Consider the following 21,400-nt stretch of genomic DNA (forward strand, 5'->3'; position numbering starts at 1 on the left):
TTCCCTAAATTAACCCGCGCATGCATCCTCGGGTCATCACCAACACATGGAGCCATCACCATGGGCAACCTGACCCTTCCCGAGCCAATTGCCGCGTACTTCGCGGCCGAACACAACCCTGAGGCCCTGGCGCGTTGCTTCACGGCGCAGGCCGTCATGAAGGACGACGGCCGCACCTACATGGGCGTCGATGCCATCAGGGCCTTCATGGCCGAGGCATCTGCCAAGTACAGCGCCACGAGCGCGCCGTTCGCGCTGGAGCGCGGGGACGGCTTCCAGGTCGTCCGCGCCAAAGTTGCGGGCAACTTTCCCGGCAGCCCGATCGATCTGTCTTACCGCTTTCGACTCGAAGGCGGCCTGATCGCATCGCTAGAGATCACGGCATGAGCTTCGACCTCCAACTGCAAGGGCAGCGTGCCCTGGTCACGGGCGGCACGAAGGGGCTGGGCGCTGCGCTCGTCAAGAGTCTCCAGAATGTCGGCGTGCAGGTCATGACCACTGCGCGCTCCGCGCCCGAGAAGCCGCTGGAAGGCGTGACATATGTCCAGACCGACTTGGCTACCGCGGAAGGTGTGACAAGGCTCGCGCGCGCGGTCACGGAGCGCTGGGGCGGCGTCGACATCCTGATCAACTCCCTGGGAGGCTCAAGCGCGCCAACAGGTGGCTTCGCGGCCCTTGACGACGCCGTGTGGTTCAGCGAGCTGAACCTGAATTTCATGTCCGCCGTTCGTCTCGACCGTGCACTGCTGCCCGCCATGTTGGCCAGGGGCACCGGCGTCATCCTGCACGTGACCTCGATTCAGCGAGTGCTTCCGCTGCCGGAATCGACCACCGCCTACGCCGCGGCAAAGGGGGCCCTTTCGACCTACAGCAAATCCTTGTCGAAGGAGGTCACGCCCAAGGGTGTTCGCGTTTTGCGCGTCTCGCCAGGCTGGATCGAGACCGAGGCTTCGGTCGCGTTCGCCGAGCGAATGGCTGCCCACGCAGGCACGGACTACGAGGGCGGCAAGAAGATTGTCATGGACTGGCTCGGCGGAATTCCGGTTGGCCGCCCAGCCAAGCCGCAGGAGGTCGCAGACCTGATCACCTTCCTTGTGTCTCCACGCGCGGCATCGGTGTCGGGCTCAGAACACGTGATCGATGGCGGGACAGTTCCCACCGTCTGAAACCCTGGGCCTGATCGTCCAGTCGATGTGTCAGCCTCCGCGGCATGCTGCAGTCTCCGGGGACGTCATCCAATCCCGGTCTCGCAGCCGAACCTGGTACACGCCACCGTGACACTGACTGAAGCAGCGCATGAAGCCCCAGACGGCGCAGCGCCGTGGCCGCGGCTCACCACCGACGCGATCAGGGCGACGAAGAAGCCAAAAGAGAGTGAGTGAGACAGGGAGTGAGACAGGGAGAAAAAAGCGCCGTCGCGGACTCGACGAAGCGGCGCAACGCCCTCAACGCAGCATCAATGCGCCGGCCCCACCATCGCTGCGCCCGAGCTGATCCACAAGGATCGGGACCGTCTGTCTGCCCCTGGGTTCTCGATGCGGCCGCGTCGAGGCGGGGCATCCGGCCGATGCGACGGACTTCGATGCGTGCGCGATGACGCTCGGTCAGTCGAGCGCCGGAAGGCCGAAGCCGAACCCGAAGCTCGGCCCTTTCTTTGCCCCCGGGGTGGCCTCCGCCTCCTCTTCGACGGGCCCCACGTCGAGGTCGTCGATCATGCCCTGCAGTTGCAGCAGTCCCGCCGCCATGGCGGCCTTGTAGCTGCGCACGGGCCGGGGCTGCTCACGCAGGACGCGCCAACCGGCCTCGTCGAGTTCGATCAGGCGCCACCGGTAGGCACCTTGCGTGTCCTCGACGACCGTGATGGCGATGTGGCGCAGGGTGGGCATAAGGGGTCTCGCGTGCTGACGGCCTGAACCCACAGTAGCGTGCCCCCCGAGGCATCGCAATGAGCGGGCGGGAGCCAGTGCCGGACAGCGCCGTCCTACACGGTCCTCTCGGCGCCCGATGTCTCGCGGCCCCGCGATGAACGCGCCGTCAGGGATCGCTGGCCTCGATGTCGCGCCGGCCTGCGATGCGCGCCGACGCTGCCGTCCGTTGGTCACAGGCCCGACCCCGCACAGCGCCGATGCCGCACTGGCAAGCCACCTCAGCGCAGCGCCACGACCGGGGACGTCCGCCCCGGTGGACCGACTTGCCAGTCTCAATGAAGGGCCGCCAGTGTCTTCAGCCGCGCCAGCAACGCACCGACGACGTCGCCGTACGTGCGCCGCTCGGACGGCCCGACCCACTGCGCGAACGCCACGCGAAAGACCGCAATGCCCGCCTCGGCCACCAGGCTCGCGTCGGGCTCGCCGATCCCTCTGGCGCGCAGCGCCTCGGCCAGCGCCGCGGAGAGCCTCGCCAGCTTGATGAGTTCGCGCTCGTGCAGTTCGCCATTGGCGGCGATCACCGAAGCGCGCATGCGAGCGAAGTCGCGGCGATCCTCGCCGAAGAAATCGGCGGGCGCCTGCAACGCGAACGCCATCGCATCCATGGCGCTGGCATCCACTGGCGCGCTGCGAAGCGCCGCCACCATCGACGCCTGCAGCACGTCCGAGCCGCTGAAGAGCACCTCCCGCTTGTCGGCGAAATGGCGGAAGAACGTGCGCGAGGTGAGCCCCGCGCGCTCGGCGATGGCGGCGACGGTCGTCTGTTCGTAGCCGACCTCCGCAAACAGTTCCATGGCCGCCATTCGAAGGCGGCCTTCGCCGTCCGGCTCCCAACGCCCCATCGTCGCATCCCCGTGGTGTTGACACAAAGTGACATCATAGGCCTACAATGATGTCACTCAATGACATCAAAGGACCATCCATGCGAATCCTCGTGACCGGCGCTTCCGGCTGGATCGGCTCGGCCAGCGTCACCGAACTCATCGCGGCCGGCCACCATGTGATCGGCCTGGCACGCAGCGACGAGGCCGCGGCCAGGATCAAGGCCCTGGGGGCCGAAGTGATGCAAGGCTCGCTCGACGACCTGGACAGCCTGCGCAACGCCACCGCCCGCGCCGAAGGCGTCGTGCACCTGGGCTACAAGCACGATTTCTCCCAAATGGCCGAGGCAGCGCGAACCGATCGCGCGGCCATCGACACCTTCGCCGAGGTGCTGCAGGGCAGCGGCGGCCCGCTGCTGATCGCCTCGGGCACGCTGGGCCTGGCGCCGGGGCGCATCGGCACCGAGGCGGACATGCCGGACCCGGCGGTGCATCCCCGGGTCGGCAATGCGGCCTACACGCTGGGCCTGGCCGATCGCGGCATCCGATCCCTGGTGGTGCGTTTCGCACCGACCGTCCATGGCGCCGGCGGCGACCACGGCTTCGTGGCAACCCTGGCCAGGATCGCGCGCACCCAGGGCGTCTCGGCCTGCCTCGGCGAGGGCCGGAACCGCTGGTCCGCGGTCCACCGGCTCGACGCCGCGAAGCTGGTGCGCCTCGCCATCGACAAGGCTGCGCCGGGCTGCGTGCTGCACGCGGTCGCCGAGGAAGCCATCACCGCGCACACCATTGCCACCGCGCTGGGCCGGTCGCTGGCGGTCCCGGTGACATCGGTCCCTTCAGACCGTGCGGCCTCGCATTTCGGCTGGATCGGCGCGTTCTTCGGTGCCGACGCGCCGGCGTCGAGTACCCAGACGCGAGAACGGCTGGGCTGGAAGCCGCAGCACCCGACCTTGCTCGAAGACATCGCGGCGGGCCACTACCCGGGCACCTGAAGGGCCCAGGCCGCTCGAAGGATCAGGGACTTCACTTGCAGTTGGCCGCATGAGAAGAGCCTCGAGGGCCCATCGACCACCCGGCGACGCGCCAGCCCGTTCACCGCCCATCGACACCTGCCTTCAACAAGCCACTGGCACGCCCGAAGGCGAAAGGATCTCCTGTGGGAGGCACCGCGCCCGAAAATCCTCGCACCACGCTCCCAGTCACGGAACGTGCAAATGGAAGCGCGTCCCGATAACATTCCCGCGACATTTGTTTCCTTAAGTAGAAAATGCCGCCACTGCCCCCTCGCACGCGACTGAGCCTCGCCCTGGCCATCGTCGTGCCCTTGATGCTTGCATCGTGCGGCGGGGGCGGAGGCGGCGGCTTTTCCTTCGTGCCCCTTCCTCCGGCCAACGGCGGCGGAGGCGACGCACCATCGCCGCCACCTCCTCCGCCCCCTGCGCCACCCGCAGGCGCGTCGAAGTTCACCGTCGGCGGCACTGTCACCGGCCTCGCGGGCAGCGGGCTGGTGCTGCAGAACAACGCAGGTGACGACCTGGCCGTGGGAGCCAACGGCAGCTTCAGCTTCGCCACTTCGCTGGACGACGGTGCCAACTACGGCGTGACCGTGAAGACGCAGCCCACGGCGCTGCAGGTCTGCGTTGCGAAACAGGCCTTCGGGACGGTGGCGGGAGCGGCGGTGAGCTCGGTGACGGTCAGTTGCTCGGAGGCGGGAGCCGATCGCTTCGGCTTTGCGGCCAACGAGCGATCGGACAATCTGACTGCATACACCGTTTCTTCGGATGGCAGTTTGTCGGCAGCCACCGCGTACCCCTTGGCGGGCACGCCCCAGCACGTGACCGCGCATCCCTCGGGGAAAAAGCTTTACACCAGCGTCTACGTCGGGACCAAAGGCGTCACCCAATACACCATTGATCCCGCCGGTACGCTGTCGCAGAACCTCAATATCACCACCGGCGTGGGCACGAGCCCGGTTTTTGTCGGCGTCGAACCCAAAGGACGTTTCGCCTACGTGATCGGCGATGGGCAGATCCATCGGCTCAATATCGACGCCACCACCGGCGACCTCGACGGCAGCACGGCCGTGGCCGTGGTCGGCGGCAATAGCCGCAAGCTGGGTTTCGATCCCGACGGGCGATTCGCGCTCGTGCCCAACGGCGCGTCCGTCGAGGTGTTTCGCCTGGATCAGGGCACCGGCGTTCCGATCTCGCCGCCCGTGTCGGTCGCGCTGCCGGTCGGCGGCTTCGTCGACGTCGCGGTCGAGCCCAGCGGCCGTTTCGCCTACGTGAGCACCGGCAACAATCCCGGCACCCTGCTCGCTTATTCCATCGACCAGACCACGGGCGCGTTGACTTCGATCGGCTCGGTGCCCTCCGGCGACACGCCCTTTGGCATGGCCATCGAGCCGACCGGACGCTTCGTGTACGTTGCGAACAGGAACTCCAACAACATCTCGGCCTACGCCATCAACCCACGAACCGGCGCGCTGACAGCGGTGCCGGGCCAGCCGTTCTCCGTCGGAGCGAACACGCCCAACTCCGTGACCGTGGATCGCACAGGCCGGTTCGCCTACACGGCGAACCAAGGCGACAACACGATCTCGAACTTCACGATCGACCGGACCACCGGCGCGCTCGCTCTGCAAACCGCGCACCCGGCCGGAGCCAATGGGCCGCAGTTCTTCGCGCTCACAAAGTAGCGCCAGCCCGGATCAGGCCCCGTAGAGCACGAACGCGGCCCAGTAGGCCGACCGGCGCAGCTTCTCGCCGTATTCGCCGCCGGCGAACACCCGCTTTGTGCCGCAATCGAGCGGTCAAGCGGTGGATCCATCCGCCCCACTGCCGTAGCAAGGCGGCGGACGGATCAGCGTCAGCCTCTTGCGTCGTGAATCAATTGCTTGTGGCCGACGATGTTCCAGAACGCGAAGGCGATGGCACCTTGCGGTGGATCGGCATCGGGGTAGAGCTGCACCACGCCCGCATGGCCGGGCAGCCAGGCCGGATGCGCGTCCCGTGGCCGAACTGACGGCCAGCATGGAGGCGCTGATTGCTGCGGGGACATCCCCTGCCTGATGCGCTTGCCTGTCGTCTAAAACGCAGGGACGCGGAGCTAGAGATCTTCGGCGGAGCCGCTATCGCTATCCCTCATCTCCACCAGCAGCCAATCCCTGAACGCCTTCACCTTCCGCTGATGGATCGCCTCCGGTGGATACACCAGGTAGAAGCTGGAATAGGCCTTCAGCGTCTGCTTGAACGGCCTCACCAGACGGCCTGCAGCAAGGTCGTCGGCAACAAGCATGGTGCGGCCCAGGGCAACGCCTTCGCCCTGCACGGCGGCCTGCACCGCAAAGGTATAGGAGTCGAACGTCAGGCCAGCGCGAGGGTTGACGCCTTCGATGCCGGCGGCTGAGAGCCAGTCGGCCCAGGCGATCGGGTAGCCGTCGCGGATGAGCGTGTGGTGGCGCAGATCGGCGGGGTTGCGCAGCGCCCGCGGGCCTTTGAGCAAACCGGGGCTGCAGACGGGGAAGACCTCTTCGTCGGCGAGCCACTCGGTGGTCAGGCCCGGATAGTTGCCTTGGCCATAACGGATGGCAACGTCGATGCCGTCGCCATGAAAATTCGCCAGGCGGCCCGTGGTGGACACGCGCACGTCGACGTCATCGTTGGCCCGGTGGAACCTGTACAGGCGCGGCACCAGCCAGCGGCCCGCGAAGCCGTCCGAGGTGCTGACATTGAGGGTGCTGCAGGACTGGCGCGCCGCGGCCGCCGCGGTGGCGGCAGCGAGTTGACCCAGCATGTCGCGCACGGCCTTGGCGTAGGGCTCGCCCGTCTCGGTGAGGCGCACGGAGCGCGTGGCCCGTTCGAAGAGCTGCACGCCGATTTGCTCTTCCAGGTGCTTCACCGCGCGGCTGATGGCGCCTGGCGTGAGGTGCAGTTCCTCGGCCGCCTTGGTGAAGCTCCGCAGCCGGGCCGCGGCCTCAAAACATGGCAAGGCGGTGAGCGGCGGCAGCTTGCCGGGCGAAGCGGTCAGGTCGGGCATGGTTGAATATTTCTCACAGGTCGTTGCCAAAATATGGTTTGTCACCAGGGTCAGCCCCGCACAGAATGTCCTTCATTCGTGAGTACAAATCAAGGACAGAACATGCGCAACACCGGCACTCATCCCGTCACTGTGGTGATCACCTGTGCCATCCGACCCGACAAGCTGGAGGTCGCCCGGCAGGAGCTGAAAGCCGTCATTCGGCAGGTCATGGCGCTCGAGCCCGCCTGCAAGGGCATCCGCGTGCTCGAGGCGACGGATGCCCCATACCGCTGGCTGATCGTCGAGCAATGGGAAAGCGAGGAGGTATTCAGCGGTCCGCACATGCAGCAGCCGCACATGCGGGCCTTCATGAAAACGGCCGAGACCTTCCTTGATGGCAAGGCCGATTTCGCGTTCTGGCACGAGACGTTTGCCGCCTGAGGAGACCGCCATGCAACCAACCATCCTGCAATGCCGCTGTGGCCAGGTGCAACTGCACTTGAGCGAGGCGCCGATCGCGCAGTTCTACTGCCACTGCGGCGATTGCCGCGCCGTGACAGGTGGCGGGTATTCACCGCTGGCGCTTTTCCCGGCCGCCAGCGTCAAGCTCGCCGGCGGCGACACCACGACCTGGACGTATCGGACCATGCCGCGGACCCGTTGCGCCCACTGCGGCACGCTGCTGTTCGGCGAATCCCCAGGCATGAATATGCGCGGTGTGAGCGGCTTCCTGCTGCCGGCCGACCTCTTCAACCCGACCTTCCACATCCGCTGCCAGCATGCGGTGATGCCGGTGAAGGATGATCTACCGCACTTCAAGGACGTGCCGGCTGCTTTTGGGGGTGACGACGAGGCGGTGGGTTGGTAGAGATCTGGGGTACGCCTACTCTCACTGACTGGCTTGTCGTGAGCAAAATAGCGGAGTCAGAGCCCAAAGGGGTCGTTATTACCTCAGCGCCAAATCCGAGCGGGACGAGCGATGCGCAGCCGAATGCCCGGAACTCCGCCAGCAGGGGGTGCCGAACTGAGGGAGCGTCTGCTTCAGAGCGTCGGATCCAACGCCGGGAATGACAGCGGCGGGCCTGAAACGCCTAGTAGTCGACAGGCGAAAGTCAGCCCCAACCGGGCGCTCCCGACCGCCCGCCAATTTGCCTGTGAAGCCAACAGCATGCCCATCGAAGCTCACCTCAATATCGCTGAGATGTATCCGTCCGGCAAAGTCATCTTGAACCGGCAGTCGCCTGCGACAAGGATGCTGTCCACGTAACGTAGGTGGACGCATGACAAGCGACAAGAAGACACGGCGGCGATACAGCGAGTTGGAGAAGGCGCAGGTGCTGGCCGAATGCAGCGAGCCTGGCGCGTCGGTGGCCAAGGTGGCGATGGCCCACGGCATCAATGCCAACGTCGTTCACCGCTGGAGGCAGTTGTCTCATGGCCAGGCCCCTACCGGACTCGCCAAGACAAGCGAGTTCATCTCGCTCCCGCTCCCTGCGCCGACGGAGCCTGCTGCGGTGGCGCCTGATGTCCGAGTCGAACTCCGGCGCGGGCCAGTCTCGATCACGGTTACCTGGCCGGTCAGCGTGGCGGCAGAGCTTGCCGCCTGGACTCGCGAGTTGTTGCGGTGATCCGCGTCGACGCCGTGTGGCTGTCGGTCGAGCCGCTGGACATGCGAGCCGGCACCGAGGCCGCCCTGCGCCGCGTTGTCGCTGTCTTCGGTGCTGCCCGGCCCCACCATGCCTACCTCTTCGCCAATCGCCGGGCCAACCGGATGAAGGTGCTTGTGCATGACGGCATCGGCGTGTGGCTGGCGGCTCGTCGCTTGAACGCCGGCCGCTTTGTGTGGCCACGGGACGTGACCGCCACGGTGAGCCTGAACCGCGCCCAATTCGACGCGCTGGTGCTGGGCCTGCCCTGGCAGCACGTCGGCGAGGCCGGCATCATCACGCTGCTGTAGCTCTGAGTCCATTGCGGCAACTGCCGATGGGCAGCTCGGTCTGCGCCGGGCAGTATCACGTCTCGTGATTGCCGATGACCTTGACACGCTCGATGCCCAGCAATTGCGCGACGCCCTGAGGGCCGCTCGCGCCGAGGCCGCGTTCAAGCAGGCCGTCATCGACAAGCTCACGCACGAGAACGCCATCCTCAAGCGATTGAAGTTCGCGGCCCAGAGCGAGCGCTTCAGCGCCGAGCAGAAGAGCTTACTGGACGAGACGCTGGACAGCGACCTGGCGGCTGTTGCCGCCGAGATTGAGGCACTGCAGCCAGCCCGCGCCGCTGGCGAGCGGCAACAGCCCCGACGCGAGAAGCTGCCGGCGCACCTGCCGCGCCGCGACGTGCACCATGAGCCGCGGGACACCACCTGCGGCTGCGGGCAGACCATGCAGCGCATCGGCGAGGACGTGGCCGAGAAGCTGGACTACCGGCCTGGCGTCTTCACCGTCGAGCGCCACATCCGAGGCAAGTGGGTGTGCAAGTGCTGTGAGCGCATCGTGCAGGCGCCGGTCGCGCCGCACATCATCGACAAGGGCCTGCCGACGACGGGCCTCCTTGCCCAGGTGCTAGTGGCCAAGTACCTCGACCACCTGCCGTTGTACCGACAGGAAGCTATCTTCGAGCGGGCCGGCCACGCCATCGCGCGTTCCACGTTGGCGCAATGGGTCGGCGAGTGCGGTGTGCAATTGCAGCCGCTCGTCGACGCGCTGATCGCGGAGTTGCTGCGCCAGCCGGTGCTGCATGCTGACGAGACGCCGGTGGCGATGCTCAAGCCCACCGGTCAGCGCGACGGCAAAACACATCGGGCCTACCTGTGGAGCTACTGCAGCACGCAGTTCAGCGCGTTGCAGGCCGTCGTCTTCGACTTCGCCGACAGCCGTGGTGGCCAGCACGCCCGCGACTTCCTCGGACTGCCTGGCACGTCAAGCCAGCCAGCTTGGCAAGGCAAGCTCGTCTGTGACGACTTCGCCGGCTACAAGGCTTGCTTCGAGCAGGGCGTGACCGAGGTCGGCTGCATGGCGCACGCGCGGCGCAAGTTCCACGAGCTCTGGGCCAATCACGGCAGCCAGGTCGGCGAGCAGGCGCTGAAGTTCTTCGGCCAGCTCTACGAGGTCGAGCGAACCACCGCCAGCGCCGACAGCGCGACCCGGCTTGAAGCCCGGCAGGTCGCAAGGCCACTAGCCGACGCCCTCCACCAGTGGCTGCGACAGCAACGCCAGCGCGTGCCCGACGGCTCAGCCACCGCGCGGGCCCTCGACTACAGCCTCAAGCGTTGGGTGGCGCTGACGCGCTACCTCGATGACGGCGACCTGCCCATCGACAACAACTGGGTGGAGAATCGCATCCGTCCCATCGCGCTCGGTCGGCAGAACTGGCTATTCGCCGGCAGCCTGCGCGCGGGCAAACGGGCAGCGGCGGTGATGAGCCTCATCCAATCGGCCAAGCTCAACGGGATTGATCCCTATGCGTACCTTCGCGACGTGCTTGAGCGGCTGCCGACGCAGCCGGCCAGCCAGATCGGGAAATTGATGCCGCATCGCTGGAGGGAACCCTCGAACTCAGTCCACAGAACTGCGCTCTCCGCAACCGTTAAGCTTTCGCCCGCGGCTTCATGCGGAAGCTAATGCCCATGCGGTTTATCGCGTTCATCGCGGCGATGGTAAGGGTCAGGTTGACCAAGTCCTTCTCGCCGAACACCGCCAACGCCGCCTCGTAGGCTTCATCGGAAGCGTGCGTTTCGCTGACGCGGGTGACTTCCTCGGACCAAGCAAGGGCCGCTCGCTCTTGCTCCGAAAACAGGTACTCCGCTTCGTGCCACACTGGGACGAGAACTACTTTCTCAACCGACATTCCGCCAGTCATCAGGTCCCGGGTGTGAATGTCGATGCAGTGGGCACAGCCATTGATCTGCGAGACTCGCAGGAACACCAGATGGATAAGCTGGCTCGGCAACGACGTGCCCGAGGTGACGAAGTGATGCAGGCCACCGATGGCCTTAGCGCCTTCGGGAGATGCTTGAAACCAAACTGCGCGGGTCATAGACGCTTTCTTCAAGTAGAGATTGGGAGCGGCTGCAGGAGCAACCTGATCCCAAGACGTTTGACTTGATCGCGTTGTGACAGCCACAGCAAAAAAAGGGCCGCTCCCGGAGCATCAGGTTCGTGGTGGCAGCCCGTTTGGCCAAAAACTCAGGAAACGAGTTCCTTTGCCTTCAACCGTGCCAACTTCACCGGATTCCGCTGGATGCGAACCCGAGCGACCTGAACATCGGTGAACTCGAAAGTTTGTACGGAGTCAAGGGCACCATCGAGGTAGCGCAGGAGCGCCCATTCGCCATTGAGTTTGGCCAGCTCAAGTCGCATGGCGTCACCGTGGCGACGATGCATGGCGAAGTAGAGCTGAGCGATGCGTTGAGCCCCAAGCAAAGGCCCCGTAAAGCTTGGCCTGACGTCGCCGAAATCGCCCAGCATCTCCGCTTCCTCTGCGAGGAGCATCTTTATGTCTCCAAGGTTGCCGCTCGAAATGGAATGAACGAGACGTCGCAACAGTTCCAGCTGAGCCGGTGCGGGCATTGGCAAGGCCTTGGTGCCCGCCGATCCACGTGCGTTCTCAAGCCGTCGCTTGGCTCTATGGACAATCTGGCGGGCGGAAGCCTCGCTTCGTCCAATGGCCTCGGCTATCTGCTCGTACTCAGCGTCGAAAACCTCACGCAGCAAAAAGGCGGCCCGCGCTTCCGGCGACAGGCAGTCCAGAAGTAGCAGGAAGGCGATAGACACATCGTCGGCTGTTTCACATGCCTGCTCAGGCGTGGTCGGCGCCTGTTCCAAAATTGGCTCAGGGAACCAAGCGCCCTCATATGTGGCTCTTCGTAGTTTTGCCGCCCGTAGCCGGTCTATCGCCATCCGCGTAGTCACTGTGACGAGCCAAGCTTCGGCATTCAAGACATGGGTTTGGGACGACTTCGTCTCCTCATGCCAGCGCAACCATGCGTCTTGCACCAAGTCCTCCGCCTCCTGCACGGACGAAAGCATGCGGTAGCCAATTGCCATCAGCCTGGGACGCACGTTCGAGAACAGTTCGGTAGACGCGGACGACATGATGAACAAGTCTAGTACGAGGGTCAGGCTCCCTGGCGCGGCGTGACCATCTCCCGTCGCGAGCCGGTTGCGGGCATTGGTTCACGACGTTGGTTTCGCTGCCATACGCCATCGCTACCCTGTCCACAGCGCGCCAGAGTCCTTTCACGCCGCCACTCAAGGCCGCGCTGTAGCGCCGTCGCTATCCGTCCTGTCATCACGTCCACCCGTCCACTAAGTTGGGTGCACACGACCCTTCTGCCTTCAGCCCCGGTTTCCAGATGACTTGGCCGGACGGATACGCTGAGATTCCCTACGAGTCAGGAGCTATCAGATTCCGCTATGCACGGGTGATGACACCAGACCGGACACACTGGATTCGGCACGGTCTCTTTGTTGAGTACCATGAGAATGGCACAGTAATTTCCGAGGGCCAGTACGCGGCTGGCAAGGAGGACGGGCTCTGGCGCGACTTCCATCCGAACGGCCAACTTGCATCAGAGGGATGCTATCGCGCGGGCAAGGAGGTCGGCGTCTGGCGGTTTTGGAATCTCGCTGGGATCGAAGAGCCGAGCACGGACTTCAACTGAAGGCTAGTTCCAGACATTCATCTCCGCTTCCCAATTGCCCTCAACGCCTGATGCAGAACGCCCTGCAGCTTCTGGTCTACGCGGTTTTCGCGTTGGGGGCAACTGTGTGTGCTGGAACGGTCATTATGGCGGCCGTTCTTCGCAGAAGGTTTCCGGAAGTCTGGGCCAGCTGGGGACAGCCCGAAGCTTGGATATGGCTTGCCAGAACACCCGCAAGCAGAAGCTTTTTCGAGTTCTTGGACCGACGGGCGTACCTCATGACGTATGACCGGACGTTCATCGCCTATTGCTCCGTCCTCCGGGCAGGCTGGTACTTGTTCTTAGGGTTGTTTGTGGTGGCACTCATCGTGCTTGTCGCCGTACTGGTTTAGCAGAACGACACCAGAACCCGGGGGGAGGCAGAATGCGGCCAGGACCGGTCATCCAACGCCGCCTCAGAAATCGCTAGAAAGCAGACGCTCCGTCAAACGGCGCGGCGCCCTGAATGTGCGGCGCACAGGCCTTTCAGCTGAACACGCTTTCGAGGTCGACTTCCTCGGCACTGTCATCCAGCTTCAGACTCTGTTCGATGTGATCGAGGTGATGCAGCATCAGCTTCTCGGCGCGCGAGGCGTCGCCGCGATTCACCGCGGCGACGATTTCCTCGTGCTCGTCGGCGCGGCAGCTGGTGGCCGTGGGCGCGTCGTACAACGAGATGATCAGGCAGGTCAGCGCCGACAACTCGCGCATTGAACGCGCCAGCGCCGAGTTACCCGCCAGTTCGGCCAGCAGCACGTGGAACTCGCCTGACAGCCGCACGATGGCACGCTTGTCGTCACGCCGCCGTGCGTCGGCCTCGAGTTCGATGTGGCGTTGCAAGCGCTGCTTCTTGGCATCGTCGAACGTGCGGATAAGTCGGCGCAGCACTCCGGGCTCGATGAGACGGCGCGCCTCGAACACGTCCTGCGCCTGCTCGATGGTGGGCTTGGCAACGAAGGCACCGCGCTGCGGCACCAGTTCGACGATCTGCTCGTGCGCCAGTCGGGCCAGCACTTCGCGCACCTTGGCACGGCTGGTCGCGAAGATCGTGGCGAGCCGATCCTCCCCCAGCTTCGTGCCGGGCGCGAGACGATGTTCCAGGATGGCGGCCGAGATCTTCTCGGCGATCTCGTCGACGCTGTGTTCACGGGCATTGGTGGCACTTGTCGTGCCAATGGCGCCATTCGCGCCGCGGGCTGGGGCTTTGGTGGGCATCGGCGCTGATTCTATCGGCGCCCCCTCCAGACTGCAGGGTGTCACAGCGCCCGGGACCTCAGCCCGGAGCGCGTGCGCTGTCGCGTGCCAAAAGCCGCGCCAAGGCCTCGGGCAGCCCGTGGTTCGGCTTGATCGGCGGAGGTGCAAAACTGCCCAGCCGCGCCGGCGCGGGCGCCAGCGAGACGAGCGTCTGCGCATGGCAAACGGCGCTCGACACCCCATCGACCACTGGCACCGGAATGCGGTCCTTGATCGAGCGCGCCAGGCCCGCCAGCGGCGCGCCGGCAATGATGATCACGTCCGCACCATCGTCCTGGATGGCCGACATGCACAGGGCCTCCAGCCGCTGGCCGTGGTCGTCCTGCACATGCCCGATGTCCTTGAGCGGACCGTCGAGGCTGCGGATGCTCGCCAGCCGGTGGATCAGGCCGTTGGCCTGCACGCACTCGCGGTACCACGCCGTGATGCGCCGCGAGATCGCGACGATCGAGAAGCGCTTGCCCAGCAGGCACGCGCTCATGAGCGCGGCTTCGGTGAGGCCGACCACGGGAATGTCGAGCGCCTCGCGCAGGCCGTCGATGCCGGGGTCGCCGAAAGCCGCGACCACGATGGCGTCGTGCCGCGTGTGGTGTTCGGCCGCGAGCGTGGCGGCAGCGTAGGCGCCGATCAGCGATTCGAAGCGGGTCTCGATGTAGGCCACGCCGAAGGGCGCCGTGAGCACTTCGATGTGCGTGTCGCTCGCGGCCGCGCGCCGGGCCTCGGCCGCGATCAGGTCGGAGACGCTTTGCGAGGTGTTGGGGTTGATGAGCAGCAGATTCATGGCGGTGGCTCCAGATTCAGGACGGTCGGCGGCTCGGCAGCAAGGTGGGCTCGCCCCGGGGCAGGAATTCTCCTCGTCCGGCGCGCGGATGGAAGCGCTCGCCGTCCCACACGACTTCGCCGCGCGCCAGCGTCAGCGCCGGCCAGGCCTTGACCTCGATGCCCTCATAGGGCGTGTAGTCGACGTCGTGGTGCAGGTCGGCATTGCGGATCGCGCGCGGCGTGGCGCCCCAGACCACGAGGTCGGCATCGGCGCCGACGGCGATGGTGCCCTTGCGCGGATGCAGCCCGTAGGCCTTGGCGGGGTTGGTGGACGTCAGCTCGACGAACTTGTTGATGGTGATGCGCCCGTCGAGCACGCCGTGCGAAAACAGCAGCGGCAGCCGCGTCTCGATGCCGGGAATGCCGTTCGGGATGTGGCGGAACGCCACCTCTTCGCCGCCGGGCTTCTTTCCTTCGGGCGCGTCGTAGCGGAACGGCGCATGGTCCGACGAGAAGATCGTGAACAGGCCGTCCGACAAGCCGTTCCAGATCACCTGCTGGTTCTCGCGGTTGCGCGGCGGCGGGCTGCAGACGCAGCGCGCGCCCTGGTAGCTGTCGTCGATGCCGAGGTCTTCGGCGGTCAGGAACAGGTACTGCGGGCAGGTTTCGGCGAACACGCTCAGGCCGTGCGCGCGTGCCCAGCGGATCTGCTCGACGGCTTCGCGTCCGGACACGTGCACGATCATGATCGGCACGTCGACCAGCTCCGACAGCGCGATCGCGCGGTGCGTCGCCTCGCGCTCGACCAACATTGGCCGCGCATGCGCATGAAAGCGCGGCGCGGTGCGCCCGCTGGCTTCGAGCCGCTTGGTCAGCCACTCGATGCAGTCGGCATTCTCGGCGTGGATCATCGCCATCGCGCCCTGCTCCCTTGCCACCGCCAGCACGTCGAGGATCTGGCCATCGTCCAGCTTCAGATCGTCGTAGGTCATGTAGATCTTGAAGGAGGTGTAGCCCTCCGCGATCAACTGCGGCAGCTCTCGCTTGAGCACCTCCTCGGTCGGATCGCTGACGATCAGGTGAAAGGCGTGGTCCACGTGGGCGCGGCCTTCGGCGCGCTGGTGGTAGTCCTGCACGGCGGCGCGCAGCGACTGGCCCTTGTGCTGAGCGGCGAACGGGATCACGGTGGTCGTGCCGCCGCAGGCCGCGGCGCGGGTGCCGGTATCGAAGTCGTCGGCCATGCGCACCGGCGGCTCCATCGGCTGATCGAGGTGGCAGTGGGCATCGACGCCGCCCGGCGTCACATAGCGGCCGGCGGCGTCGATTTCCTGTCGGCCGGGCGGCAGGCCAAGGCCGAGTTGTACGATGCGGCCGTCGCGAATGCCGATGTCCGAGTCGAAGGTGTCGCTGGCGGTGGCAACGCGGGCGTTGCGCACCACGAGATCGAGGTCGCGGAAGGTCATGGTCTTTCTTTGCTTTTCTGTCTGGCTGCTGGCGGGTCGGGTCCTGGACAAGGCTCAGGCCTTCGCGTCGAAGAGTCGGCCCCAGCCTTTCACGGCATGCGGATCGACGCCGACCGTCTTCAGCGCCTGCCACACCACGGTGGCCACCGAGTCGTAGATCGGGATGCCGAGTTCGCGCTCCATCTCCTCGACCAACTGCGCGCCGCTCAGGTTGGTGCACATGATGCTGATCGCGTCGGGGCGTTGCTGCGCCACCTCGCGCAGCATGCGGCGCAGCGTGTCGGGCTGGACCTCGCTGAACGAGAAGTTCACCGTCAGGTCCAGATGCCGCTCGGCCACGCAGTCGATGCCGATGCCCGCGTAGTTGGCGACGATGCGCCGCTGCACGTCCTCGACATACGGCGACACCAGGCCCAGCGTGCGTGCGCCCTGCGCGACCAGCAGTTCGTTGAGCGCCAGCACCGAGGTGGTCGCCGGGATACCGGTCGCCTCGGTGATGCGCGCGCACAGCGCCTGGTCTTTCTCGAAGCCAAGCCAGCTGGCCGAGGTGCCGCTCCAGCAGATCGTGTCCACACGCGCGTCGGCCAGCAGCCGTGCGGCCTCGAGGATCTTGCTGTCGTCGAACTGGCTCAGCGACGCGCCGCGCATCGAGATCTCGGTGACGGTGAAGCGCGAGAAATGCGCCGAGACGCCGGGCACGCCCGCAACCATCGCGCTGGTCAGTGGTTCGAGCGCGGTGTTCGAGGAAGGCGTCAGCACGCCGATGAGCTTTCGTTGCGTCATGGTCTTCAGAGTCGGGGGGTGTCGGTCGGGTCGGCCGGTGCGCCCGGCTTGCCCTGGTGGTGCGCGGCCAGATCGAGCTCGCGCGCCAGGGCCTTGCGGCGCGCGGGCGTCGGGGCGGCATGCGAGGCATTGGCCAGCGCGGGCAGAACGAAGTCGTTGACCATGTGCCGGATCGCGAGGACGTTCTTCGACTCGCGCAAACCACCCTCGATGGGCAGCATGCTGGTCATGACGACCACCGCGTTGCGCTGCGGCAGCGCCACGATGAACTGGCCCTTGAAGCCCATGGCATGCACCTCGGGCTCGGTGGCGACGATGTCGTTGATCCACCAGTACTGACCGTACCAGGGCGCGGACGATGGCGCCGTCATGGTCCGTACCCAGGCCTGCGACACGATCTGCCGGTCGTTCCAGCGGCCGCCGGACAGCACCAGCATGCCGAGCTTGGCCATGTCGACGGCGCGCAGTCGCAGGCCCCAGCCGGAGGAAACGAGCCCCTTGTCGTCCGCGCGCTCCCAGGCGTAGTGCGTCATGCCCATCGGCTTGAATATCTTCTGCTCGGCGAAGGCCTGCAGGGGCATGCCGGCATCGGCGCCCAGCGTGGCGCTCGCAAGGATGGGGTTGACGTCGGTGTAGTCAAAGGCCTCGCCGGGCGGGCGCCGGGGCGTGGTGCCAGCCGCGAGCTTCAGGCGGTCCGGCGCGCCGTAGTAGATCGGGTCGTCGGTCGGCTTGAAGTCGTAGAACAGGCCGGTCGACATCGACATCACGTGTCGCAGTTCGATGGCCTGCTTGTCCGCGAGCGCGTCCTTCAGGTCGGGGCGCGCCGTGGCCAGAATGGGCGCGATCTTCTCGTCGAGGTGCGAGCGGCCCTCGTCGATCAGCACGCCGGCCGCCAGCGCCGTGACGTTCTTGGTGATCGAGTACAGCTCGTAGTTGTGGTCTCGGGTGAGCCCCTGGCTGTAGCGCTCGAAGACCAGCTTGCCGTCCTTGACCACGAGGAAGCTGCGCACGTCAAGGTTTTCCTTGCGGATCCACTCCGACAGCCGCACCAGCGGCTGAGAGTCGACGCCCACCGCCTCGGGCGCCGCAACGGCAATCCCGGGCTCGGCATCGGCCGGCGGCTGGGCCAGGACCGCGCCGGCGAAGGCAAGCTGCAGGACAACCGCAACCGCCGCGAGACGAAGATGAGAAACAAACATGGGAGAGTCTCCTTCCGGTTCGGTTGCGAGCCTCAGACCGGCAGCTTCTTGCCGTAGTCGATCAGCATCGTCGAGCAGACGAACAGACCGGCGCCGGCCGCCGTGAACAGCATCAGCGCCATGAAGTAGGAGCCGGTCGCCTGCACGATCAGGCCCACCACGATCGGCACGCCAATGCCCGCGACGTTACCGCCGAGGTTCATGGTGCCGCCGAGGAAGCCGACCCGCGCACGCGTACCGAGGATCGACGGAACGCACCAGAACAGGCCGCACCAGCGCAGGAAGAACAGCGTGACCGACAGCAGCACGACCACGGCGACCGGGTCCTTGATCCGGGTCACCATGAAGATGGCGATGGTGGCGATGATCGACGAGATGCCGAACAGCGTGCGCAGCACCTTGCTCTGGGACGCGCCGGCCGCCTGCCACTTGTCGGCCAGCCAGCCGCCGAACATTTCGCCGACGAAGCCCGAGAAGAACATGATGAACACCGCGCCGCCCATCTGCTTGATGTCGAAGCCGTGCACCTTCGACAGGTAGTTGGGCATCCACGTGAGCAGGCCGTAGAACAGCGCGTTGAAGCACATCCAGCCGAAGAACATGCCCCACACCGAGCGGTAGCGGAAGAAGTCCAAAACCCTGCCGCTCGCGTCGGCCGACTCCTTGGCAGCGTCGGCGGCATGGCTGGCCTCGATGTAGCGCGCCTCGGCCTCGTTCACGCCGGGATGCTGGCGTGGATGGTTGCGGACGTAGCTCCAGGCGAAATAGCCGGCGATCACGGTCCCGACACCAGCGATCACGAAGGCCAGGCGCCACGAGCCGAGCACGGCGATCAGCGCCGAGATCAGGATCGCGCCCAGCGCCGCGCCCAGGGGCGCACCGCCGTCGAGCAAAGTGGCGCCCCGCCCGCGTTCGGTCTGCGTCATCCAGATGCCGTTGAGCTTGCCGCCCGCCGGGTAGATCGGTGCCTCAGCCGCGCCCAGGCCCAGCCGCGTCAGCAGCAAGGGAACCCAGCCGGTACAGGCCGCTGCGATGGCCTGGAAGAAACCCCAGCCCACGGTGGCGCCGGCGATGACGACGCGTGGGCCGAAACGGTCGGCCAGCATGCCACCCGGAATCTGCATCAGCGCATAGGTCCAGAAGAAGGAACTGAGCAGCAGGCCCTGCACGGCCGGGCCGATGTCGAACTCCTTGGCGATCAGTGGCATGGCCACTGAGAGCGAGGCCCGGTCGATGTAGTTGATCGAGATCAGGAACAACATCATCAGGAAGATCTTCCAGCGCACCTTGGTGGGCTGGAGGGCGACGTCGGGCGCTGCGGCGGTCGCCTTGGCGCCGTCCGTCATGGTGTTTTGCATCGGTTTGTCTCCTTGCAGTGGCACGGATGCCAGCTTGCAAGGAAACGACCCGGCACGCTGGCGAACTTTGCAGTCGCGGGTCGGGCTGGTCCGGGCCAGTGCGCCTCCGAGGCTGTGGGGCGGAATTTAGGCTTTGTCGAAATCATAGTCAACAATGTTGTTGACAATATTGTTGACGATAATGGCAAACACCTAGCCGGCACGCCTGCCAGCTTGAAACCCATCTCGATGCCAGTCAATGCGGCCATCAGGGTGAGGTCGTTGCAGTCGCCCGGATGGCCGATGCGGAACATGCGCCCCCTGAGCTTGCCCAGCCCCGAACCCAGCGACAGGTCGAAGGGCTGGTGGATGAGGCGGCGCAGCGCGTCGGCATCGCCCCCTTGCGGTGTTATGACGCCGGTCAGCACGGGGGAATGCACGCGCTCGTCGGCGCACTGCGTCGGCAGGCCCCATGCCTGCACGGCGGCACGCACGCCGCGGCTCCAGCGCTGGTGGCGCTCGAAGATCACGGGCAAGCCCTGCTCGAGCACCATGTCCAGCGCCTCGCTGAGCCCGTACAGCAGGTTCGTGCTCGGCGTGTAGGGCCAATAGCCACCCTGGTTCATCTCGATGATCTCGTCCCAGGCCCAGAAGGCCTTGGGCAAGCGCGCCGTCTTCGCCACCTCGAGCGCCTACGGCGACACCGCGTTGAAGCTGATGCCCGGCGGCAGCATGAGGCACTTCTGCGAGCCGCTAACGGTGACGTCCACGCCCCATTCGTCGTGCCGGCAACCGAACGTTAGAACCGAGGACATAGCGAGGCACTTGCAGGGCCCCCTTGAACCTTCGCGAGGGCTGAGCGACCAGCTACAGTCGGCCAAGACCGGTCAGTCGGGCCGTGTGGAAAATTCGGCCAGAAGCGGCTGTCCGTTAGGCCTGGCTCATTCACCACAATCGACAGCGGCGAGCGGTGTTGTAGCGTCAGGCCCCGATGCCGGGCGGCCAGTCAAGGTAGTAGTTGCAGCTCTTGGGGAGCGGATTTCCATCCATGATGTACGCTGCCCACGCGAACAAATTCAACATATGCTTAGCGCCGGCAGGTGTCAGGCCGCAGGACTCGGCGACTTCTGGCAAGCGCGCACAACAGACGTCAAGATGGCGTCGTACGCCCTCCCGTCCACCGAGGTAGGTATTGAACTCGTCAAGATCGATGCCCAAACCGGAGACTCCGTAGGTGCCCGCCACGCCCGGTGCATCGGTATAGACGGCCATGACATCGTGGCCTTCAAGAGTCGCAACAGTCGTCAGCACTTCGCAAAAGGCATCTTTCATCCCATTGCTGATCCAGAGGTCCGTCTTGTTGTTGATCCAGATGGGAGCGCCCATAAGGTTTGCCTTTGAGTAAGCCTTAGGAGGCGTTTGGGTTGCAGGCCTCAGCGATGCTGGGTGTTCGCGGCTGTCGCTACGTAAGTTGAGTTGAATGCCAGCTTTGGAGAAGATGCTACATCCGCTTCGGGTCCTTTGCGCAGCGACCTGTCCAGCTACATTCGGCCATGACCAGTCATTGAAGAAGCATGCCCGAAAAGATGCCCAGGCTCTATCCGTGCGCAAAGCTGGCAGACTGTGCAAGTAAATATGTCGCTGCGCTCGGCGAGTAACAGACGCGCAGTTGGTCAGTCGTTCTTACATTCTCATTTGCCATGGGCTACAACGTTTACGTCACGCGCCGCAAAGACTGGTTCACGGAAGACGGCCCTGAAATTTCACTGAGGGAGTGGGTTGACCTCGTTCAGGCCGACGACGAAATGCGGCTGGACGGGTATGCCGAAGCGGCAGCAGGCAGCGGTGACGTGATTCGCGTCAAAGACGAAAGCATGGCCGTGTGGCTCAAGTATTCAAAACACGAGGACAGCGGGAATATGGCGTGGATCTGGCACTTTCAAGGCAACATCGTCGCAAAGAACCCTGACGAGGAGATTCTTCGCAAGATGTGGCGAGTGGCTCAGGCCATGTCAGCCAAGGTGCAGGGAGAGGAGTCCGAACTCTATGGTGCGGATGGCCGCCTCCTTCAGGAGACATCTGTGGAGGAGGAGGCTTACAAGTCCACCAGCAGACCTTGGTGGCGCCTCTGGTAAGCACGGCGCCGGCCA

General features: G+C 65.3%; 23 protein-coding genes and 2 pseudogenes. 11 read left to right on the forward strand and 14 right to left on the reverse strand.

What is annotated here, in order from left to right:
• Window positions 1–60 precede the first annotated feature (60 nt).
• Window positions 61–387, forward strand: a complete 327-nt coding sequence (locus ACHMXA_RS32040; protein WP_395322435.1) for a nuclear transport factor 2 family protein — start codon at window positions 61–63, stop codon at window positions 385–387.
• Window positions 384–1,166, forward strand: a complete 783-nt coding sequence (locus ACHMXA_RS32045) for an SDR family oxidoreductase (protein ID WP_395322437.1) — start codon at window positions 384–386, stop codon at window positions 1,164–1,166. Before ACHMXA_RS32040 ends, ACHMXA_RS32045 begins: the two co-directional genes overlap by 4 nt.
• A gap of 438 nt (window positions 1,167–1,604) precedes the next feature.
• Here the strand turns inward: ACHMXA_RS32045 and ACHMXA_RS32050 are convergent, their stop codons facing one another.
• Entirely contained in the window at window positions 1,605–1,886 is a 282-nt protein-coding gene (locus tag ACHMXA_RS32050; protein WP_395322439.1) for a hypothetical protein, read from the reverse strand.
• A 314-nt stretch (window positions 1,887–2,200) separates the two neighbouring features.
• Window positions 2,201–2,770 (reverse strand): TetR/AcrR family transcriptional regulator, encoded by a 570-nt coding sequence (locus ACHMXA_RS32055; RefSeq protein WP_395322441.1) that lies wholly within the window; start codon window positions 2,768–2,770, stop codon window positions 2,201–2,203.
• Window positions 2,771–2,850: 80 nt separating this feature from the next.
• Between ACHMXA_RS32055 and ACHMXA_RS32060 the strand changes: the two genes are divergently transcribed.
• Window positions 2,851–3,744 carry an SDR family oxidoreductase gene (locus ACHMXA_RS32060; RefSeq protein WP_395322443.1) on the forward strand — a complete coding sequence of 298 codons (894 nt, stop codon included), beginning with the start codon at window positions 2,851–2,853 and terminating at the stop codon, window positions 3,742–3,744.
• A 275-nt stretch (window positions 3,745–4,019) separates the two neighbouring features.
• A complete protein-coding gene (locus ACHMXA_RS32065) occupies window positions 4,020–5,450 on the forward strand; it encodes a lactonase family protein (protein ID WP_395322445.1) in 1,431 nt (476 codons plus the stop codon).
• A 176-nt stretch (window positions 5,451–5,626) separates the two neighbouring features.
• On the opposite strand, the pseudogene ACHMXA_RS32070 reads toward ACHMXA_RS32065, so the two are convergent.
• A pseudogene (locus ACHMXA_RS32070) lies at window positions 5,627–5,779 on the reverse strand (DUF7011 domain-containing protein); the annotation flags it as partial.
• Between the two features lie 81 nt (window positions 5,780–5,860).
• Window positions 5,861–6,790, reverse strand: coding sequence for a transcriptional regulator GcvA (gcvA, locus tag ACHMXA_RS32075; RefSeq protein WP_395322447.1), 930 nt, complete (start codon window positions 6,788–6,790; stop codon window positions 5,861–5,863).
• A gap of 102 nt (window positions 6,791–6,892) precedes the next feature.
• Here gcvA and ACHMXA_RS32080 point away from each other — a divergent pair, with 102 nt between their 5' ends.
• The 5 genes from ACHMXA_RS32080 to tnpC all read left to right on the forward strand — a co-directional run bounded on the left by ACHMXA_RS32080 (window position 6,893) and on the right by tnpC (window position 10,392).
• On the forward strand, window positions 6,893–7,213 hold the full coding sequence (locus ACHMXA_RS32080; RefSeq protein WP_395322449.1) for a putative quinol monooxygenase: 321 nt from the start codon (window positions 6,893–6,895) through the stop codon (window positions 7,211–7,213).
• 10 nt (window positions 7,214–7,223) lie between these two features.
• Window positions 7,224–7,640: a GFA family protein gene (locus ACHMXA_RS32085; RefSeq protein ID WP_395322451.1), complete on the forward strand. Its 417-nt coding sequence runs from the start codon at window positions 7,224–7,226 to the stop codon at window positions 7,638–7,640.
• Between the two features lie 412 nt (window positions 7,641–8,052).
• Window positions 8,053–8,400 carry an IS66-like element accessory protein TnpA gene (tnpA, locus tag ACHMXA_RS32090; protein WP_145762085.1) on the forward strand — a complete coding sequence of 116 codons (348 nt, stop codon included), beginning with the start codon at window positions 8,053–8,055 and terminating at the stop codon, window positions 8,398–8,400.
• Window positions 8,397–8,729: an IS66 family insertion sequence element accessory protein TnpB gene (gene tnpB, locus ACHMXA_RS32095; RefSeq protein WP_354415519.1), complete on the forward strand. Its 333-nt coding sequence runs from the start codon at window positions 8,397–8,399 to the stop codon at window positions 8,727–8,729. Before tnpA ends, tnpB begins: the two co-directional genes overlap by 4 nt.
• Window positions 8,730–8,832: 103 nt before the next feature.
• Window positions 8,833–10,392, forward strand: a complete 1,560-nt coding sequence (gene tnpC, locus ACHMXA_RS32100; protein ID WP_354415532.1) for an IS66 family transposase — start codon at window positions 8,833–8,835, stop codon at window positions 10,390–10,392.
• Here the strand turns inward: tnpC and ACHMXA_RS32105 are convergent.
• The gene (locus tag ACHMXA_RS32105) at window positions 10,358–10,807 is read right to left on the reverse strand and encodes a carboxymuconolactone decarboxylase family protein (protein WP_145762087.1); all 450 of its coding nucleotides are present in this window, start codon (window positions 10,805–10,807) and stop codon (window positions 10,358–10,360) included. The two genes, tnpC and ACHMXA_RS32105, sit on opposite strands and share 35 nt — an antisense overlap.
• 149 nt (window positions 10,808–10,956) lie before the next feature.
• Window positions 10,957–11,865, reverse strand: a complete 909-nt coding sequence (locus ACHMXA_RS32110) for a sigma-70 family RNA polymerase sigma factor (RefSeq protein ID WP_309938919.1) — start codon at window positions 11,863–11,865, stop codon at window positions 10,957–10,959.
• A gap of 332 nt (window positions 11,866–12,197) precedes the next feature.
• On the opposite strand from ACHMXA_RS32110, the gene ACHMXA_RS32115 reads away from it, so the two are divergent.
• Window positions 12,198–12,434 carry a toxin-antitoxin system YwqK family antitoxin gene (locus ACHMXA_RS32115; RefSeq protein WP_395322646.1) on the forward strand — a complete coding sequence of 79 codons (237 nt, stop codon included), beginning with the start codon at window positions 12,198–12,200 and terminating at the stop codon, window positions 12,432–12,434.
• A 504-nt stretch (window positions 12,435–12,938) separates the two neighbouring features.
• On the opposite strand, the gene ACHMXA_RS32120 is transcribed toward ACHMXA_RS32115, so the two are convergent.
• The 8 genes and pseudogenes from ACHMXA_RS32120 to ACHMXA_RS32155 form a co-directional block, all read right to left on the reverse strand.
• Complete coding sequence (locus tag ACHMXA_RS32120; protein WP_395322454.1) at window positions 12,939–13,667, reverse strand: GntR family transcriptional regulator; 729 nt, start codon at window positions 13,665–13,667, stop codon at window positions 12,939–12,941.
• 58 nt (window positions 13,668–13,725) lie between these two features.
• Window positions 13,726–14,487 carry an aspartate/glutamate racemase family protein gene (locus ACHMXA_RS32125; protein WP_395322456.1) on the reverse strand — a complete coding sequence of 254 codons (762 nt, stop codon included), beginning with the start codon at window positions 14,485–14,487 and terminating at the stop codon, window positions 13,726–13,728.
• Between the two features lie 16 nt (window positions 14,488–14,503).
• Window positions 14,504–15,931 (reverse strand): dihydropyrimidinase, encoded by a 1,428-nt coding sequence (gene hydA / locus ACHMXA_RS32130; protein ID WP_395322458.1) that lies wholly within the window; start codon window positions 15,929–15,931, stop codon window positions 14,504–14,506.
• Window positions 15,932–15,985: 54 nt separating this feature from the next.
• Window positions 15,986–16,714 (reverse strand): aspartate/glutamate racemase family protein, encoded by a 729-nt coding sequence (locus tag ACHMXA_RS32135; protein ID WP_395322460.1) that lies wholly within the window; start codon window positions 16,712–16,714, stop codon window positions 15,986–15,988.
• A gap of 5 nt (window positions 16,715–16,719) precedes the next feature.
• The gene (locus ACHMXA_RS32140) at window positions 16,720–17,913 is read right to left on the reverse strand and encodes a serine hydrolase domain-containing protein (protein WP_395322462.1); all 1,194 of its coding nucleotides are present in this window, start codon (window positions 17,911–17,913) and stop codon (window positions 16,720–16,722) included.
• Between the two features lie 32 nt (window positions 17,914–17,945).
• Window positions 17,946–19,259 carry an MFS transporter gene (locus tag ACHMXA_RS32145; protein WP_395322648.1) on the reverse strand — a complete coding sequence of 438 codons (1,314 nt, stop codon included), beginning with the start codon at window positions 19,257–19,259 and terminating at the stop codon, window positions 17,946–17,948.
• Between the two features lie 209 nt (window positions 19,260–19,468).
• Window positions 19,469–20,038, reverse strand: a pseudogene (locus ACHMXA_RS32150) (pyridoxal-phosphate-dependent aminotransferase family protein); the annotation flags it as partial.
• 193 nt (window positions 20,039–20,231) lie between these two features.
• On the reverse strand, window positions 20,232–20,636 hold the full coding sequence (locus tag ACHMXA_RS32155) for a hypothetical protein (protein ID WP_395322464.1): 405 nt from the start codon (window positions 20,634–20,636) through the stop codon (window positions 20,232–20,234).
• 314 nt (window positions 20,637–20,950) lie between these two features.
• On the opposite strand from ACHMXA_RS32155, the gene ACHMXA_RS32160 reads away from it, so the two are divergent.
• Complete coding sequence (locus ACHMXA_RS32160) at window positions 20,951–21,385, forward strand: hypothetical protein (protein ID WP_395322466.1); 435 nt, start codon at window positions 20,951–20,953, stop codon at window positions 21,383–21,385.
• The last annotated feature ends 15 nt before the right edge of the window (window positions 21,386–21,400 follow it).

It is taken from the genome of Variovorax sp. UC74_104 (assembly GCF_044055375.1).
In the GTDB taxonomy this organism is placed as follows: Bacteria; Pseudomonadota; Gammaproteobacteria; order Burkholderiales; family Burkholderiaceae_C; genus Variovorax.

What these genes read in the sequence shown, in the direction of transcription:
- ACHMXA_RS32135 (WP_395322460.1), bottom strand. Translation starts at nt 16,714, where the DNA reads ATGACGCAACGAAAGCTCATCGGCGTGCTGACGCCTTCCTCGAACACC.
- ACHMXA_RS32045 (WP_395322437.1), top strand. Translation starts at nt 384, where the DNA reads ATGAGCTTCGACCTCCAACTGCAAGGGCAGCGTGCCCTGGTCACGGGC.
- ACHMXA_RS32080 (WP_395322449.1), top strand. Translation starts at nt 6,893, where the DNA reads ATGCGCAACACCGGCACTCATCCCGTCACTGTGGTGATCACCTGTGCC.
- ACHMXA_RS32145 (WP_395322648.1), bottom strand. Translation starts at nt 19,259, where the DNA reads ATGACGGACGGCGCCAAGGCGACCGCCGCAGCGCCCGACGTCGCCCTC.
- hydA (WP_395322458.1), bottom strand. Translation starts at nt 15,931, where the DNA reads ATGACCTTCCGCGACCTCGATCTCGTGGTGCGCAACGCCCGCGTTGCC.
- gcvA (WP_395322447.1), bottom strand. Translation starts at nt 6,790, where the DNA reads ATGCCCGACCTGACCGCTTCGCCCGGCAAGCTGCCGCCGCTCACCGCC.
- ACHMXA_RS32140 (WP_395322462.1), bottom strand. Translation starts at nt 17,913, where the DNA reads ATGTTTGTTTCTCATCTTCGTCTCGCGGCGGTTGCGGTTGTCCTGCAG.
- ACHMXA_RS32050 (WP_395322439.1), bottom strand. Translation starts at nt 1,886, where the DNA reads ATGCCCACCCTGCGCCACATCGCCATCACGGTCGTCGAGGACACGCAA.
- ACHMXA_RS32065 (WP_395322445.1), top strand. Translation starts at nt 4,020, where the DNA reads ATGCCGCCACTGCCCCCTCGCACGCGACTGAGCCTCGCCCTGGCCATC.
- ACHMXA_RS32155 (WP_395322464.1), bottom strand. Translation starts at nt 20,636, where the DNA reads ATGGGCGCTCCCATCTGGATCAACAACAAGACGGACCTCTGGATCAGC.
- ACHMXA_RS32055 (WP_395322441.1), bottom strand. Translation starts at nt 2,770, where the DNA reads ATGGGGCGTTGGGAGCCGGACGGCGAAGGCCGCCTTCGAATGGCGGCC.
- tnpA (WP_145762085.1), top strand. Translation starts at nt 8,053, where the DNA reads ATGACAAGCGACAAGAAGACACGGCGGCGATACAGCGAGTTGGAGAAG.
- ACHMXA_RS32110 (WP_309938919.1), bottom strand. Translation starts at nt 11,865, where the DNA reads ATGTCGTCCGCGTCTACCGAACTGTTCTCGAACGTGCGTCCCAGGCTG.
- ACHMXA_RS32115 (WP_395322646.1), top strand. Translation starts at nt 12,198, where the DNA reads ATGACACCAGACCGGACACACTGGATTCGGCACGGTCTCTTTGTTGAG.
- ACHMXA_RS32085 (WP_395322451.1), top strand. Translation starts at nt 7,224, where the DNA reads ATGCAACCAACCATCCTGCAATGCCGCTGTGGCCAGGTGCAACTGCAC.
- ACHMXA_RS32105 (WP_145762087.1), bottom strand. Translation starts at nt 10,807, where the DNA reads ATGACCCGCGCAGTTTGGTTTCAAGCATCTCCCGAAGGCGCTAAGGCC.
- ACHMXA_RS32060 (WP_395322443.1), top strand. Translation starts at nt 2,851, where the DNA reads ATGCGAATCCTCGTGACCGGCGCTTCCGGCTGGATCGGCTCGGCCAGC.
- ACHMXA_RS32160 (WP_395322466.1), top strand. Translation starts at nt 20,951, where the DNA reads ATGGGCTACAACGTTTACGTCACGCGCCGCAAAGACTGGTTCACGGAA.
- ACHMXA_RS32120 (WP_395322454.1), bottom strand. Translation starts at nt 13,667, where the DNA reads ATGCCCACCAAAGCCCCAGCCCGCGGCGCGAATGGCGCCATTGGCACG.
- ACHMXA_RS32125 (WP_395322456.1), bottom strand. Translation starts at nt 14,487, where the DNA reads ATGAATCTGCTGCTCATCAACCCCAACACCTCGCAAAGCGTCTCCGAC.
- ACHMXA_RS32040 (WP_395322435.1), top strand. Translation starts at nt 61, where the DNA reads ATGGGCAACCTGACCCTTCCCGAGCCAATTGCCGCGTACTTCGCGGCC.